The following is a 15791-nucleotide window of genomic DNA, read 5'->3' as shown; positions in this document are numbered from 1 at the left end:
TTTGCCTGTCATGTCTCTGAATAGACCTAAACGATTAACTGTTTAGGTTATCGGCACAGAGTCGTAATCCCTTGAACAACAAATCATCGTATCGATGATATTTTCCGGATAAAGTTCGCATCAAATGTTCGCCATCTCCCCCTGTCACCACTACCTCGAAAGGCTGGTCGGAAAAATAACGGGCAGATAATTGAATGGCCTGCGCAATCGCGCCAGTTAACGCAGCCTCAGTTCCTTGCGCTATACCGTCGAACGTATTTTCTCCCGCGGCAAGCCCATCGCGCTCAATGTCGTCTACCGTAATACCCTTTAGGTTGGCCGTGCCCTGCCCCAATGCATTGAGCATTAGCTGTCTGCCCGGCACAATCCAACCACCCAGGTGTTGTCCATTTGAGTTAAGCCAATCAATGGTTAACGCTGTACCGGCATCGATGATCAAGGCATTCTTTTTCACATGCTCGTGACAACCCAATAACGCCATCCAGCGATCAGACCCCAGCCGTTCCGGGTGCTTGGTGTAACCGTTTACAACACCGGCTTGCTGCGATTGCGTTTTCTGCCAGGCGACTTTTATTCCCAGTTCATCCAGCGAGCTATTCAAGGTATCCATGACCTGAACCGCCGCAACACTGCAACCAATAGCCTGCTGTTCTTGCTGTATCTGCTCTTTGCTCACAACTTCCAGCAACAATTCTTTAAGCGGCTGGCTTAAGTCATTAAGCCAGCTCTGATGAGAAATTGCGCCCATTATCTCAATACTGTCTGTTGTTTGATCCCACCAGGCAAATTTACTGCGAGTATTGCCTGCATCAATTAATAGCATCTTGCGCCCTCAATGAAACTTCACCACCAAAATAACGACGCACACCCTGTTCATCTTCTACCAGTAAAGCGCCATTTTCGTCTATTCCACGACAAGTCCCCAGACACACTCTCTGACCCATAATCAGCTTAACGGGTTTATCGAGAAAACAATCGTATCGGCGCCAGCTTTGCTCAAATGCCGACAGTCCGTTCTGAGCGTACCGCTGCAAGGCGGACAGCACGAAAGAGCGCACTTGCGCTGCAATATGATTGCGCGATACCGGTTGCAATAATTCCGAGCTAAGATCGGTCCAGGCCTGATCTATTTTCGCTCCGACATGTTCCGGTACTCTTAAATTGATACCAATACCGATAATACTGTGCGCAGGCCCTTCCGGCAGCGTTTCAAGATCAACCAGAATGCCAGCCACTTTTTTACCACGAATATAAACATCGTTTGGCCACTTCACGCTGACCCCTTCAATGCCAAGCTCGGTAAAGCACTCCGCTAAAGCTACCCCCACCGCCAGGCTCAGCCCCATTGCACCATGAATGCCGTCATCTAAAGGCCAGTAAACACTAAAATAGAGATTGCTGCCAAAGGGTGAGAACCACTGTTTGCCACGTCGTCCGCGGCCCTCTGTTTGTGCTTCGGCAAAGAGCGAAAAACCAGCTTCTAATCCACCCTCCGAGGCCAACTGCTTAACCTGATCGTTACTGGAGTCTACAACCGAACGAACCTCGAAAGGCGGAGCCTTGCGCCACTGTATCGGTGTCTCTTTTTCGATAACAGCCGACTGTAAGAGTTCTATAGGCCGGGCCAGTTTGTACCCACGTCCGGTTACTGAAAACAGCTCTAGTCCGAGTGCTTCCAGCTTGTGAATATGCTGATTTACCGCCGCCCGGGATATCGATAACGATTGGCCAATAGCCTGGCCGGAATGAAACTCACCATTAGCAAGTAACATAATTAATTGATCGAGGCGTTCCGTCTGCTTCATCTTGCTACCGTCAACTGTAAGAGTCCTTGCTGTCCTACCAGACGAACCTCGGGTTCCAGCGTTATTCCGCTAGCCTCTGCCACTTGCTGCATAATGCGCCGTGCCAACTGAGTGACATCATTACCCGTGGCGTCTCCTTTATTAATTAATACCAGCGCCTGATGCGGATTAACCGCGGCGCCACCAATCGCTTCTGACTTCAAACCTAAATGCTCGATCAGCCATCCCGCTGCCACTTTAACCTGATCCTCTGCCACCGGAAAATAGACCATGTCAGGCCATTTTTTCAGTAGTTCCTCCAACTGCTTTTTGGTAATTACCGGGTTCTTAAAAAAAGAGCCTGCATTTGGCGTTACTTTAGGGTCAGGTAATTTTTTCTGGCGCACTTCCAGTACCTTATTAAAAATATTCTGCGCACTCACATTGCCTTTTAATTCGTTAAGAGGAGAATAGTGAGTGACCGGTTGCCAGTCTTTGGGTAGCCGAAAAACAACCGACGTAATCAACCAACGACCCGGATACTGCTTGAACAGACTGTTGCGGTAGCAAAACTGGCAGTCGCTGCGACTCATATGAACCCAGCTTTTCTTCTTTATATCCCAGGCCGTTACCTGCTCAATGAAGGTGGCAACTTCAACACCATAAGCACCTACATTCTGTACTGGTGCAGCACCAACAGAGCCGGGTATTAACGCCAGATTTTCCAGGCCATCTATATTCCGGGCTCTTAAGTCGGTAACAAAGTTATGCCAATTTTCCCCGGCTGCCGCCGTCACTAAATACGCATTTTCCTGCTCTTCAATACAAACACCCAGCAACCGATTGCAGATAACCGTGCCCTGAAAGTCATCTATAAACAGGGTATTACTACCCTCGCCGAGCAAATAGTAAGGCTCATCAAAGGACAACTGCTCTACATCGTCACTGCAGTCTAATTCGATGAAAGAACGGCACCTTGCCGGTAGCTTAAAGGTGTGTCGCTCAGCAAGCTCAATCAACGTCTGTTTCCTCCTGATTTTCGGGTGCTGATATATTTCAGAAATGCTTTTAGTGCAGCGGGTTTCACCGGCTTTGGTAAAAACTGCAGGCCATTCTTCCTGGCCGCTTGTTTTACAACATCGTCGCGCATAGCGGTAACTAATGCTGCCGGTATTTGCTGTTGCCAAATATCCCGCAACTCCTGGGCCAATTTCAAACCATCGCCATCGCCCAGCTGATAATCTAAGAGCAACCCCTGCGGCGCTCTCTTCTGGCTATGTTCTTTCGCATACGTTAAGGCTTTACTGTAACTATTAAAGGTCAGAGCTTCACATCCCCACTTCCGCAATAAGGCGCTTAAAGCACTCAGATTTTCGTTATCATCGTCCACAACCAACAACTGTAAACGGTCTGCTAAAGCGTCTTCTTTTTGCTTCTCAGGCCGGCTGACAACCTGGCCGGCATTGCCTAAAGGAACTCTCACAGAAAAGCAGGAGCCTTTGCCTTCCACCGACTCAACCTGGACGTCGCAGTTTAATTGCTCACCCATGCGTTGCGCGACACTAAGCCCTAAGCCAACACCATCGACCGTTTGGTTCTGTACACGATAAAACGCATCAAATACCTTATTCTGTTGCTGCGCCGCAATACCCGGACCCGTGTCCCAGACAGCAATTTGCAACTCGTCGCCCCGCTTACGAACCCCCAACAAAACGCTGCCTTTTTGGGTGTACTTAATGGCGTTGGATAAAAAGTTCTGCACAATACGGCGCAGATACGTGGGGTCGGTATACACTGGCCTATCTTTATAAAACGCTCGGAAATCCAACTCCCGTTGTTCCGCTAACACGCCATATTCTTCTACTAACGGGTCCAATACCGAGCTCAACTGCACATGACGAAAACGCGGTTTTAATGCCCCCTGATCCATCTTCGCTATTGATAACAGCGTGGAGAGTAAGTGCTCGGTTGACCCAAGTGCAGTATCTAACTTCCCGACCAAAGACAGATTACGCTCCGAAAGCTCCTTTTCCTGAATGGCGGATAAATATAACCGCGCGGCATTGAGCGGCTGTAAAATATCATGGCTGGCTAATGCCAGGAAACGTGTTTTTGAGGCATTCGCTGCCTCAGCTTCGCCTTTGGCTTTTTTTAACTCATCTTCAACGTGTCGACGTCGATCAATTTCGGCTGTCAGCTCCTGATTGATTTCACGTATTTCCTGTGTACGAACATCCACTCGTTGCTCAAGATCAATATTGGCATCTTCCAGGGCCTGTTGGGTTTCAACGTGTGAGGTAATGTCGGTAAAGCTTGTAACAAAGCCACCTGTAGGCAGCGGATTACCGACCATCTCAATCACCCGTCCATCCGCTCGTCTACGAATAAAACGGTGCGCTGAGCCTCGCTGCATATAGCGCAAACGTTTATTAACCAAGTCATCAACATCACCGGGGCCACACTCGCCACGTTCTGCATTGTAGCGAATCAGTGTCGCAATGGGTTGCCCGGGCTTAACCATGCCCTCCGGGTATTCAAACAAATCCAGATATCGTTTATTCCAGGCCACCAAACGTAATTCGGCGTCCACCACACTAATCCCCTGAGCTAAATTCTCTAACGAGCTAAATAAAATTGACTGTTGTGTCTGAAGTGCCTGGGTCGTATCGTCAAAAAAGTGAACAACCTCTTCTAAATTGAGCTGTTTATCCCGCAGTGCTGCATCAATTAAAGAACGCGCCGTGGCTGAGCCCAAGACACCCGCTATTGCTCTTTCTACAAAGCTGATAAAGGACTTCTCGGCCACATCTTCAAGTTGTAGTTCGGTATCTTCCGGGCGTTGATAATAGTGCATTAGCTGCTGAGCTCGCTCAGAGCCCAAAAAGGTTTTCAGCAGCAGCAACATATCGGCATTCGTCGCGCTGTCGTTTTTATTCAAATGTAACTCAGGCAGTGCTGCTCTTGGCTTAACAAACGCTGTCGCTTGAATTCTATCCACTAACCGGGGTTTTGCTAATAGTGAAAACACGATAAAACTCAAGCTATTTAAGGCCAGTGAAACGACCGTACCGCGGGTGATCACTTCAACATCAGTTAACTGCGCGTTTGAAAAAAGAGGGACCAATACAGCCAAAACCCAACCCACTGACCCTGCAGCCAAACCAGCGTAAACACCGCGTGCATGGCCTTTCCTCCAATAAAGAGCGCCCAGCAATGCTGGCAGTAGCTGCAACACCAAGGAGAACGCCAGTAATCCAATGCTGACCAGATTGGTTCGGGCAGCCCAAAAGTAGTAGCAGAAAAACGACAGTACCATTGTCACTGCAATAGCCACTCGCCGAATCAACAGTAACGCCCGGTCGTACTCGCGGCGTCGGTGTTTTAACGGTAAACGTGACTCTCGCTGCAACAAAATAGGCATGATGACATCATTGGTGATCATGGTGCTTAAGGTCACAGAAGCAATAATCACCATGGCTGTCGCGGCCGATATACCACCAATAAAGATAACCAAAGACAACCAAAGCTGATCTTTAAGCAAAGGCAGCTGCAATGCGAAAGTTGAGCCGTCCGCAGCGGCTGACAGATAAAACGTACCGGCGATAGCAATGGGCACAATAGCCGCCGCGGTTAACGCCAGATAAAGTGGAAACCCCCAACGAGCGGTACGCAAGTGACGAACATCGACATTATCGACCACCGCGACGTGGAACTGTCTGGGCAAACAAAGAATGGCACCAGCTGCCATAAAAGTTTGTACAATAAACTCAAACTCTCCGAAAGCGGCAAACGACCACTGCGGCTTACTCACATCGCTAAATGTGTTCATCAAACTCGATTGCGCGTCACCATGAATCAGTGACCAGGCAAAAACACCGGCTGCCAGCAAAGCCACCAGTTTTATCATCGACTCAACCGCAATCGCCAGAATCATCCCGCTACGATACTCGGTCACTTCAACGTGACGCGTACCAAATAACATAGCAAAAATGGCCATTAACGCCGCCGCGCCTAACTCTTTAATTGAGAACTCAGCCATTACACCGCTGCTTTCAGTCAGCACCGCAAAGCTGATCCCCACCGCTTTAAGCTGGAGAGCGATATAGGGAATAATAGCGACAGCGGCAATAGCCGTGACAGCCATCGCCAGCCGGCGGCGCTTCCCAAATCGGGATGAGATAAAGTCCGCAATGGAAGTAATATTCTGCTGTTTACTGACCGAGACCAGTTTTTCAAGAATACGGATGCCAAACAGAAAAAGAAGAATAGGGCCAAGCAAAATAGGAAAGAACGCCCAGCCATCAACCGCGGCATTGCCGACGGCACCATAATAGGTCCAGGAAGTGCAGTATATTGCCAGCGACATGGAGTAAACCATTGGCTTGTGGCTGACTTTATTGGCCCACGAACCTAAGCGGTCCCCCCAGGTGGCAACAGCGAAGAGAAAAATCACATAGGCCAGCGAGGCAAAGATCAGTAACCAGGTCATAACTGCAGGCGTTCAGCTACCAAAACAGCCTGGGTACGACTGTAAACACCCAACTTGCGGAAAATAGCGGTAATGTGCGCTTTAACCGTAGCTTCGGTAATCCCCAATTGATAGGCAATTTGTTTATTCAACAGCCCTTCATGCAGAAAGTACAGGACCCGGTATTGTTGCGGCGTTAGCTCGGCCACCTTACGCGCCAGCTCCTGATCTTCATCCGAGATAACATCCAGTCGCTCGCGGGTTTCTTTCGGAACCCAGGTTTCCCCCTGCAAAATTGTGTCAATTGCTTCTGCTATTCCGGCAGAAGGCAGCGACTTGGGGATAAAGCCCAGTGCGCCAAAACCAATACATTTAGCCACAATTGAAGAGTCTTCACTACCTGAAATGATAGCAACGGGTAATAATGGATAGTCTTCTCTTACACGAATGAGACCGTATAAATCACCGCTACCCGGCATGTGTAAATCCAGCAGCAGTAAGTCAACATCATCGTCTTTATTGAGTGCCGCCAGAGTTGAATCTAAGTCTTCGGCTTCGCGTAACGTCAACTCAGAAAAGTGATTCGCGAGAGCGCCTTGCAGCGCCTCGCGAAACAATGGGTGGTCATCTGCGATTAAAAATTTCGCCATGAGATTCCAAATTAGGTGACATTATTTATTCATTCTGTTTTCTATCAATGAATCTACCACACTTGGATCGGCAAGCGTAGAGGTGTCACCGAGGTTTTCATGCTCATTGGCAGCAATTTTACGCAGAATACGACGCATAATTTTACCGGAACGGGTTTTGGGTAAACCAGTGGTCCAGTGGATAAGGTCAGGTGTAGCAATTGGACTTAGCTCGGAGCGAACCCAATTACGAACTTCCTTAGTCAGCTCGTCCGTTACCTCAACGCCTTCTACCGGCGTCACGTATACGTAAATACCCTGACCTTTTAAGTCATGCGGGTATCCGACAACCGCCGCTTCCGCCACCGCTTTGTGTGCCACTAACGCACTTTCAATTTCAGCAGTTCCTAAACGGTGTCCGGATACATTCAGTACATCGTCCATGCGTCCCGTTATCCAGTAATAACCGTCGGCGTCACGACGGGCGCCGTCACCACTAAAGTACATGCCTTTAAAAGTAGAGAAGTAGGTCTGTTCGAAGCGATCATGATCGCCCCACAGTGTGCGCATTTGCCCCGGCCAGGAGTCTTTAATAACCAAGCCGCCTTCTGCTTCGCCTTCCTGAATGTTGCCTTCGCTATCAACCAGAGCAGGTTGAATACCAAAGAAGGGACGAGTCGCTGAACCCGGTTTAAGATCCGTTGCGCCCGGCAATGGAGTAATCAAAATACCGCCGTTCTCGGTTTGCCACCAAGTATCCATAATAGGGCATTTACCGTTGCCAATGGCGCGGTGATACCACTCCCAGGCTTCCGGATTAATAGGTTCCCCCACACTTCCCAGTACACGAAGACTTTCTCGGGTCGACGTTTTAGCAGCTTCATCTCCTTTCGCCATTAACGCGCGGATAGCCGTTGGCGCAGTGTAGAGAATATTCACCTTATGTTTATCGACAATTTCACCAATACGACCCACGCCCGGGTACGTTGGCACACCTTCAAACATCAGAGTTGTCGCGCCATTTGCCAGTGGTCCATAAACAATATAGGAGTGGCCTGTAATCCAACCAACATCGGCCGCACACCAGTAAACTTCATCATCCTGGTAATCAAACACGTACTCGTGAGTCATTGATGCATACACCATATAGCCGCCGGTTGTGTGCACGACGCCTTTGGGTTTGCCGGTTGAGCCGGAGGTATACAGGATAAACAGTGGATCTTCCGCGTTCATTACTTCAGCCTGACACTCATCACTCACCTCACCGACCAGCTCATGCCACCAGACATCGCGCCCTTCTGTCCATTCAACGTCACCCTCAGTGACACGGCACACAATGCTGTGCTCAAGTGAAGGACAAGCATCGTCGGCTAATGCCTTATCAACATTGGCTTTCAAGCCTATCGTGCTACCGCCGCGGCGACCTTCATCAGCCGTGATGATTGCTATCGCCTGACAGTCGTTAATACGATCGGCAATGGCATTTGGCGAGAACCCACCGAAAATAACGGAATGCACTGCACCAATGCGTGCACAGGCCAACATCGCATAGGCCGCTTCCGGCACCATCGGCATATAAATAGCCACGCGGTCACCTTTGCCAATACCTAATTTTTTCAAGCCATTAGCAAAACGGGATACCTCTTTATGTAAATCGCGGTAAGTGATGTGTTTGTCTACACTGGGGTCGTCACCTTCCCAGATAATTGCTGTTTTATCAGCTTTATCCGCCAGGTGACGGTCAACGCAGTTATAACAGGCATTCAAGGTACCGTCTTCGTACCATTTAACGCTGACTTTACCTAACTCGAAACTGGTATTCTTAACTTTGGTGTAAGGTGTGAACCAAGTAATTCGCTGCCCATGTTCACTCCAGAAACCTTCAGGATTGTCTATTGACTGTTGGTACAGTTTTTTATAACCGTCGTTGTCGATTTTAGCTGTTGCTTTGATATGTTCAGGAACTGAATAGAGTTGCGACATTACCTCTTCCTCCTTATTCGCAAGATGGTATCTGTTGTACGTTTTAAAGGGCTTAAACACTATTAGACCATAGTCTAGATTGATAAAAATTGACCAGTTAACGAGAATTAACAGCGTTTATATTTGGTATAACTATAAAATGTACATTCAAAAAAACGAACACTTGGCTGACAGGGGAAACACCATGGCTAAAACAAGTATCGCAAAAAAATTCACCTTATCGGCGGCAAGCGCCGCTGTATTGGGTGTCATGAGCTTAGGCGCACAAGCTCAGGCAAACGAAACCGACATCGATTTCGGGGGCTTCGTTAAACTGGATATGATGGTATCTGACTACACGGACGGTCAGGCTCCAGCCAGTGGTAGCATTGCCCGCCAGCAGTACATTCCAAGTCTGACCCCGGTAGGTGGCGAAGGTGACGATATGGTCACAGACTTTCACGCCCGTCAATCTCGCTTCTTTCTTACCAGTAAGACCGAGCTAGACAATGGTGAGACTTTAACGGGCCATATTGAAATGGACTTTATGTTGACCCCTGACGGTGATCAGCGCATTTCCAACTCATACAACCCACGTCTGCGTCATGCATTTTTGAAGTATGGGAAATGGACCTTTGGTCAAACCTGGTCGAACTTCCAGGACCTCAACATTTTGGCTGAGTCCGTCGACTTTATCGGCATTACAGATGGTATCGTCTTTAACCGCCAGGCACAGATCCGTTACACTTCAGGCAATTTTAGTGCGTCAATTGAAAACCCTGAAACAACGGTAACACCCGTTGGTGGTGGCCGTATTATTTCAAGTGACGGATTTGTTCCCGATGTTACCTTTAAGTATACCGGTAAGGCGGACAACCTGACCTGGCAAGCATCGGCTCTTTTACGCCAGCTTACCTACGATGTCAGTCAAACCGGCGATGATGAAACAACGTTCGGTTATGGTGTGAGCTTCGGTGCCAAATACACCTTTGGTATGGACGATATTCGCGCATCAGTAACCACCGGCTCAGGCTTAGGTCGTTACTTGGGTCTGAATACCTGGAATGGTGCATACATTACCGCTAATGGTGAGTTAGAAGCCATTGATTCAACTGGCGTATCCTTTGCTTACCGCCATTTCTGGACCGAAAAGCTACGCTCTAATGTAGTGTACTCGCGTGGCTGGGCAGACAATGATGGTGAAGTGCTGGCTTTGGCTGGTGATATGACAGAATACACCCAACGTCTGGCATTTAACGTGATGTATTCACCAGCGTCTAATCTGACTTTTGGTGCAGAAATTTCACAAGCTGAACGCGAAACCGAAGCTCAGGTTGACGGCAATTTGAACCGCCTGCAGCTCATGGCAATGTATAAGTTCTAAATACAGCTAAGAACAGGAACACAGATGCACAAGGATACAAACGTATTTTGTGCATCTGTACTTTCAATTAAACGTTAGCCAATTAGACGTCAGCAATAACGGGTTTATTTTCTGACAATGCTATCCAACCGCGTATGACACGGTAAATAACCCATATAGTCACCGCCAGCAAAACGAAATAACCAATCACAACAAACATTAGTATGATACCAATAATTGTTCCGACAACCGCTACCCAAAAGGTTTTTATAAGCCAGTTAAAATGGCTTTCAACCCAAGTTCCGCGGGACTCACTTCGTTTCAAATAGGCTAAAATAACTGCGGCAATCGACGCAAAAGGAATAATGAGACTCAGGGCATACAAAATATACCCCACAAGTGCCATTTTCTTCAGTTCCTGATGTTCTGAGTTCACTTCCGTTGTCATAAGGCTTTCCTCTTATTGTTGTTTTATCCCAAACTTCATCATCAATAATTACCGATTTAACTACGTTTAACGAACAATCTCAATCAGTGCTTTACCAATATCCGTGTTATCCATATAACCACCGAAATTGTCACTGTATGGTCCGTCAGCAAAAACGGGGACATCGACACCGGTATGACCGCTGGTTGTCCAGCCGGTACCCGTAATGTCTCCGGTTATATAAACCAGCGCCTGGTGCAGAGCGTCTTCTTGCTCCTCACCAGTCTGCTCTGCAGCAATAGCTAGCTCGTCAATGTACTCTTGAGTGAGCTCAAAGTTTACTTTGTCAGCCACGTATTGCGGCCAATTTCCTGCGTCCATGGCGAGCATTTCTTCACTCATTTTGGCAATAGAGCTTTCAATTGCCATAACCCGCTCTGAGTACCAGGCATATTCACCGTCTCTCCCTAAGGTGAGACCGCCGGTAGAGTGGTCAGCCGTCATAACAACTAACGTATTCGGGTTGTTCCGGCGATATTCAGCCACAACTTTTAATGCCCGGTTAAGACTATCCATCTCGTGCACAGCACAAGCAATATCATTGGCATGCCCACACCAGTCAATCTCACTGCCTTCAATCATTAAAGCGAAAGGCTGTTGCTTTTTATCCAGCAAACGCAAAGCCGTTTGAGTCATCGTTGCCAACGCATCAACGTTGCCATCAATAGCGTGAGGTAACCCTTTTTCAGCGAATAAGCCCATTACCGGAGTGTTGTTCACAGAATCCAGTTGCTGCATGTCGGTCACAATTTGCATGCCGTGTTCCGGTAAAACGTCCAGCCAATTTTTATCCTTGCGTTCAAAATACGCGTGACCACCGCCTAACATAACGTCAAAAGATGGCTTACCCTCAACGACTTGCGTGGCAATTTGGTCCGCTATTTGATTGTACTCATAGCGTGAAGGGTGATGCGTAAAAAAAGAAGCTGGCGTTGCATGGTTAATTTGCGATGTCGAAACCGAGCCTGTTGCCCAGCCATTTTCACGGGCAATTTCCATGATGGTCTGCAAAGGATGCTTGTCTGCATCCACACCAATAGCACCGTTATAGGTTTTAACACCAGTGGCCAAAGCGGTTGCGCCAGCGGCTGAGTCGGTCACCCAGGTGTCGTCATCCGGGTACGTCGTTGCAGCGCCTTTCAGCAGGGCATCAAATTCGGTTTTAGCAATGGTTTTGCTGTCTAGATCCGACATGGCATAACGATAGGCCGAAATATATTCAAACCCCATACCGTCGCCAATTATGTAAATAATGTTCGGTTTCTGTTCTTCTGCATGCACCACGGATGATGCTAAAACCAGTCCTATACCAGCCATTAACGCTTTAAGTTTCATACCATGACTCCTGTGTAAATAACCCCGGCAGTATAGCAAAAGCCTGATGTCAGTAATATGACAATAACCGCTCAATCATTGCCGCTTAGCGCTCATGCTGCCTTCAGCCAGACGAATTTCAATTGAGTCACCAACCGCTACTTGCTTCTCACTACGAACCACTTGTCCAGCTTCATCACGCACAATAGCGTAACCGCGTTCCAGTGTATTCAAGGGGCTGACTATGTTCAGCGACTGCATCAATTGCTGCTGGCGAGTTCGTTTGTCTCTTAATAGTCGGTGCATAACCGAAGGGAGTCGTTGCTGCTGAAGACGCAGTTGTTCTCGTGAGCGCTGCAGTTCTTTTTGCGGATGCACCGCTTGCAGGCGTCCATGTAAATAGGAAACACGTTGCTGCTCACGCGCCAACCTATTTTTTAGGGCTCGATACGCACGAGCCTGCAACTCGTCGGCTAACTGAGACTGTTGCTGCAACTGACGTTGCGGATGTTGTTGTTGCAGACGAGTTTGCAAAAACTGCCAGCGCTGCTTTAACTTTTGCACAAGTCGTTGTTGTGCTAACCCTAACCGTTGTTGCAATGCCCGTGCTTTTTGCAATTGCTGTTGTTGATCACGGGTCACTAACTCAGCAGCAGCAGAGGGTGTTGGCGCTCTCACATCCGCGATAAAATCGGCAATTGTGAAGTCAATTTCATGGCCAACGGCGCTAATGGTCGGCATAGGTGCGGTTGCTAACAGACGCGCAAACATCTCATCATTAAAACACCATAAGTCTTCCAGTGAACCGCCCCCGCGACTGACCACAAGAACATCCACTTCATTACGTTCAAACGCCACCTTCAACATAGACTGCAATTGCGGTACAGCAGCTTCACCCTGAACGGCGCTGGGATAGATAACCACCTCAACACTGGGATCACGGCGCTTCATAACGGCCAGAATATCTTTAACGGCAGCGCCGGTCGGAGACGTCAGTACGCCAACTTTATGAATGTGTTCCGGCAGCGCTCGCTTGCGTTCAACCGCAAATAAGCCTTCAGCCGACAACTTTTCTTTCAATTGCTCATAGCGCTGCTGCAACAGCCCCTGGCCGGCGTCTTCAACTTGCTCAACAATCAGTTGGTAGTCGCCACGCGGCTCATAAACAGTAACTTTGGCTCGCACTAATACTTGCATACCATTCTGCGGCCGCACCTTGGCACGCTGATTCGCATTGCGGAACATTGCGCAGCGGACCTGCGCGCGCTCGTCCTTTAACGTGAAGTACCAATGGCCTGAACCCGGTGCGGCAAAATTTGAGATCTCCCCAACCAGGCTAATTTGGCCGAAGCCCTGCTCAAGTAGCTGGCGGATCTCAGTATTCAACTGGCTAACCGAATAGACCATAAACATCACTCTTTTCTGAAGGCTAAAGCCAAATCATACCACATTCATTTCGTATCAAAATAAGGTCAGGTTACATTTAGACGTCTAAATGTCTTGACGTCTTTCTATCCATTTATTACAGTCGATGCATGATTTACTCATGTGAGGTTCGCTATGGTTCAATCCGTTGCCCGCAGTTTTTATGTCGATACGCCGTTCGGGCGCGTGAAAGGCTATCGCTACGGCTGCGCCGACGCGCCAGCTGTGGTTATTCAGGGGGGCATCAGTGCCACCGGCAAACTCTGGAAAGCGGATGAGAGCGGCTGGTGGCAGTCTCTGTATCCGTTATTTGCCGAAAACGATAACGTTCAGGTGCTGAGTTTTGACTACCTCGGCGGCCTGGGAGGCTCTGAATGTCCCACAACACCATTAAGCGTGCCCCAACACAGCAAGGCATTAAGGCATGCGCTTAAACAGCACGTTGACAGTATTCAAGCCTGGATTGGCGGCTCATTCGGGGGTGTTCTGGGATTACAGTTTGCGGCTGACTACCCGGAGGAATTATCCACGCTGAGTGTGATAGGGGCAGCGCATAAACCATCTGTTCATTCCGCTCTACTGCGCTATTTTCAGCAAGCTTTAATTCAACGCTGCGGCGATGAACAGTCCGGGATCATTCTCGCCCGGGCACTAGCAATGCTGAGCTATCGCACCGCCGAGGAATTTGAGCAACGCTTTAACCACGCTGATAATGCATTTGAGTATTTGTTGTATCAGGGCGAAAAGCTACTCAAGCAGAACGGTAACGGTTCCCGCAGTTTATTCACGCACCTGACACCGATACTCAATGACTACGCGATTGATCCGACCAAAATCGAAGCAAAGGTTCAGCTTATTGATTTTCATAACGACTCAATTGCGCCGCCAAGTTTAGTTAATGAATTAGAGCAATTACTGCCTAATCATTTTGGCAGGGTCACTATCGATACACCTTTTGGCCACGACGGCTTTATCAAGAATGTTGAACAATACCGCTCTGCGCTAACCCACTTTTTAACTGAATCTCAACTGGAGTCTGCATGAAAGACGAAACTCTTGCCCTACATCATGGCTATGAAACCGACCCAACAACAAAGTCAGTGGCCACCCCAATTTACCAGACGGTATCGTACGAGTTTGATAACGCCCAGCACGGGGCGGATCTGTTTGATCTTGCTGTTGAGGGGAACATTTACTCACGGATAATGAACCCGACTAACGATGTACTGGAAAAACGCGTTGCGGAGTTAGAGCATGGCGTTGCATCGCTTGCCGTTGCCTCTGGTATGGCAGCCATTGAGTACGCCCTCATTACGTTGGCGAGTCAGGGCGATAACATTGTCAGTACCCCCCAGCTTTATGGCGGAACCTACACGCTCTTTCGCCATATGCTCCCTTCATTTGGCATCGATGTGCGCTTCGCCGACTCAGATAAGCCAGACGATATTGCCAAACTCATTGATAACAAAACCAAAGCCGTTTATTGCGAAAGTATCGGCAACCCGGCAGGAAACATTGCCGATTTAGAGGGGTTTGCCCGTGTAGCTCATCAACACGGCATTCCGCTGGTTGTCGACAATACGGTTGCGACTCCAATACTCTGCAAACCGATAGATTTTGGTGCTGATATTGTTGTGCATTCGCTGACTAAATACATTGGCGGACACGGTAATTCCGTCGGTGGTTTAATTGTCGACAGTGGTCGTTTCGACTGGGCTAAGGAAAAACAACGATTCCCCCAGTTTAGCGCGCCCGAACCAGCGTACCACGGCGTTGTCTATACCGAGGCGTTTGGTCCGGCGGCTTTTATTGCCCGCGTGCGTACGGTTGCGCTGCGTAATACTGGTGCCTGCCTGTCCCCCTTTAATGCGTTTCTCTTATTACAAGGGTTAGAAACACTCTCTTTACGCATTGAACGTCACTGCGACAATGCATTGAAAGTAGCTGAATATTTAAAAACTCACCCGCAAGTTGAGTGGGTGAACTTTGCCGCGCTTCCGGAGCACCCCAACCATTCGCTGGCAAAAAAATACATTAAAAATACGGTGCCCGCTTCCTTACTCACTTTTGGTGTGAAAGGTGGCTACGACGCTGGCGTGACCTTTTACGATAAGCTGAAATTGTTTAAACGCCTGGTCAATATTGGTGACGCCAAGTCACTGGCCTGCCATCCGGCGTCGACCACTCACAGGCAGCTTTCAAAAGAAGAACAAAAAGCGGTTGGTGTAAAACCGGAAGCCATACGGCTTTGTGTCGGTATTGAAAATATAGAAGATATTATTGCTGATATCACGCAAGCACTGACTTAAAACCCAATAAAAAAAGGCCACCGCAGCAAAGCTGTAGTGGCCTTTTTCAA

The 15791-nt window shown here is 48.5% G+C and carries 12 protein-coding genes; 3 read left to right on the top strand and 9 right to left on the bottom strand.

Annotated elements, in window-relative coordinates; translation table 11 throughout:
* Positions 1 to 34 precede the first annotated feature (34 nt).
* From RBK99_RS05300 to acs, 6 genes are read right to left on the bottom strand one after another with little or no spacing between them, the layout of a single operon-like run.
* On the bottom strand, positions 35 to 823 hold the full coding sequence (locus tag RBK99_RS05300) for a type III pantothenate kinase (RefSeq protein ID WP_317503602.1): 789 nt from the start codon (positions 821 to 823) through the stop codon (positions 35 to 37).
* On the bottom strand, positions 810 to 1805 hold the full coding sequence (gene birA / locus RBK99_RS05295; protein WP_317503601.1) for a bifunctional biotin--[acetyl-CoA-carboxylase] ligase/biotin operon repressor BirA: 996 nt from the start codon (positions 1803 to 1805) through the stop codon (positions 810 to 812). The genes RBK99_RS05300 and birA overlap by 14 nt, the downstream gene beginning before the upstream one ends.
* A complete protein-coding gene (gene murB, locus RBK99_RS05290) occupies positions 1802 to 2803 on the bottom strand; it encodes a UDP-N-acetylmuramate dehydrogenase (RefSeq protein ID WP_317503600.1) in 1002 nt (333 codons plus the stop codon). Before murB ends, birA begins: the two co-directional genes overlap by 4 nt.
* Positions 2800 to 6273 carry a hybrid sensor histidine kinase/response regulator gene (locus RBK99_RS05285; RefSeq protein ID WP_317503599.1) on the bottom strand — a complete coding sequence of 1158 codons (3474 nt, stop codon included), beginning with the start codon at positions 6271 to 6273 and terminating at the stop codon, positions 2800 to 2802. The genes murB and RBK99_RS05285 overlap by 4 nt, the downstream gene beginning before the upstream one ends.
* Positions 6270 to 6902 carry a response regulator transcription factor gene (locus tag RBK99_RS05280; RefSeq protein WP_317503598.1) on the bottom strand — a complete coding sequence of 211 codons (633 nt, stop codon included), beginning with the start codon at positions 6900 to 6902 and terminating at the stop codon, positions 6270 to 6272. The genes RBK99_RS05285 and RBK99_RS05280 overlap by 4 nt, the downstream gene beginning before the upstream one ends.
* Before the next feature lie 21 nt (positions 6903 to 6923).
* Positions 6924 to 8864, bottom strand: coding sequence for an acetate--CoA ligase (gene acs, locus RBK99_RS05275; protein WP_317503597.1), 1941 nt, complete (start codon positions 8862 to 8864; stop codon positions 6924 to 6926).
* A gap of 184 nt (positions 8865 to 9048) precedes the next feature.
* Between acs and RBK99_RS05270 the strand changes: the two genes are divergently transcribed.
* Positions 9049 to 10227, top strand: a complete 1179-nt coding sequence (locus RBK99_RS05270) for a DcaP family trimeric outer membrane transporter (RefSeq protein ID WP_317503596.1) — start codon at positions 9049 to 9051, stop codon at positions 10225 to 10227.
* Between the two features lie 82 nt (positions 10228 to 10309).
* Here RBK99_RS05270 and RBK99_RS05265 read toward each other — a convergent pair whose 3' ends face one another.
* From RBK99_RS05265 to xseA, 3 genes are all read right to left on the bottom strand, one after another.
* Positions 10310 to 10654 carry a DUF4870 family protein gene (locus tag RBK99_RS05265; RefSeq protein ID WP_317503595.1) on the bottom strand — a complete coding sequence of 115 codons (345 nt, stop codon included), beginning with the start codon at positions 10652 to 10654 and terminating at the stop codon, positions 10310 to 10312.
* 66 nt (positions 10655 to 10720) lie between these two features.
* Positions 10721 to 12028 (bottom strand): alkaline phosphatase, encoded by a 1308-nt coding sequence (locus RBK99_RS05260; protein WP_317503594.1) that lies wholly within the window; start codon positions 12026 to 12028, stop codon positions 10721 to 10723.
* Between the two features lie 75 nt (positions 12029 to 12103).
* Positions 12104 to 13414, bottom strand: a complete 1311-nt coding sequence (gene xseA, locus RBK99_RS05255; protein ID WP_317503593.1) for an exodeoxyribonuclease VII large subunit — start codon at positions 13412 to 13414, stop codon at positions 12104 to 12106.
* Positions 13415 to 13567: 153 nt separating this feature from the next.
* Between xseA and RBK99_RS05250 the strand changes: the two genes are divergently transcribed.
* Entirely contained in the window at positions 13568 to 14476 is a 909-nt protein-coding gene (locus RBK99_RS05250) for an alpha/beta fold hydrolase (RefSeq protein WP_317503592.1), read from the top strand.
* Positions 14473 to 15741, top strand: a complete 1269-nt coding sequence (locus RBK99_RS05245) for an O-acetylhomoserine aminocarboxypropyltransferase/cysteine synthase family protein (RefSeq protein WP_317503591.1) — start codon at positions 14473 to 14475, stop codon at positions 15739 to 15741. The genes RBK99_RS05250 and RBK99_RS05245 overlap by 4 nt, the downstream gene beginning before the upstream one ends.
* The last annotated feature ends 50 nt before the right edge of the window (positions 15742 to 15791 follow it).

It is taken from the genome of Idiomarina solivarensis (assembly GCF_033052755.1).
Classification (GTDB): domain Bacteria; phylum Pseudomonadota; class Gammaproteobacteria; order Enterobacterales; family Alteromonadaceae; genus Idiomarina.
This window is presented reverse-complemented; position numbering and strand designations above follow the sequence as displayed.

Coding starts and splice junctions, on each gene's coding strand:
- RBK99_RS05250 (WP_317503592.1), top strand. CDS start 13,568: ATGGTTCAATCCGTTGCCCGCAGTTTTTATGTCGATACGCCGTTCGGG.
- birA (WP_317503601.1), bottom strand. CDS start 1,805: ATGAAGCAGACGGAACGCCTCGATCAATTAATTATGTTACTTGCTAAT.
- RBK99_RS05260 (WP_317503594.1), bottom strand. CDS start 12,028: ATGAAACTTAAAGCGTTAATGGCTGGTATAGGACTGGTTTTAGCATCA.
- RBK99_RS05300 (WP_317503602.1), bottom strand. CDS start 823: ATGCTATTAATTGATGCAGGCAATACTCGCAGTAAATTTGCCTGGTGG.
- RBK99_RS05280 (WP_317503598.1), bottom strand. CDS start 6,902: ATGGCGAAATTTTTAATCGCAGATGACCACCCATTGTTTCGCGAGGCG.
- RBK99_RS05245 (WP_317503591.1), top strand. CDS start 14,473: ATGAAAGACGAAACTCTTGCCCTACATCATGGCTATGAAACCGACCCA.
- RBK99_RS05270 (WP_317503596.1), top strand. CDS start 9,049: ATGGCTAAAACAAGTATCGCAAAAAAATTCACCTTATCGGCGGCAAGC.
- acs (WP_317503597.1), bottom strand. CDS start 8,864: ATGTCGCAACTCTATTCAGTTCCTGAACATATCAAAGCAACAGCTAAA.
- RBK99_RS05285 (WP_317503599.1), bottom strand. CDS start 6,273: ATGACCTGGTTACTGATCTTTGCCTCGCTGGCCTATGTGATTTTTCTC.
- xseA (WP_317503593.1), bottom strand. CDS start 13,414: ATGGTCTATTCGGTTAGCCAGTTGAATACTGAGATCCGCCAGCTACTT.
- RBK99_RS05265 (WP_317503595.1), bottom strand. CDS start 10,654: ATGACAACGGAAGTGAACTCAGAACATCAGGAACTGAAGAAAATGGCA.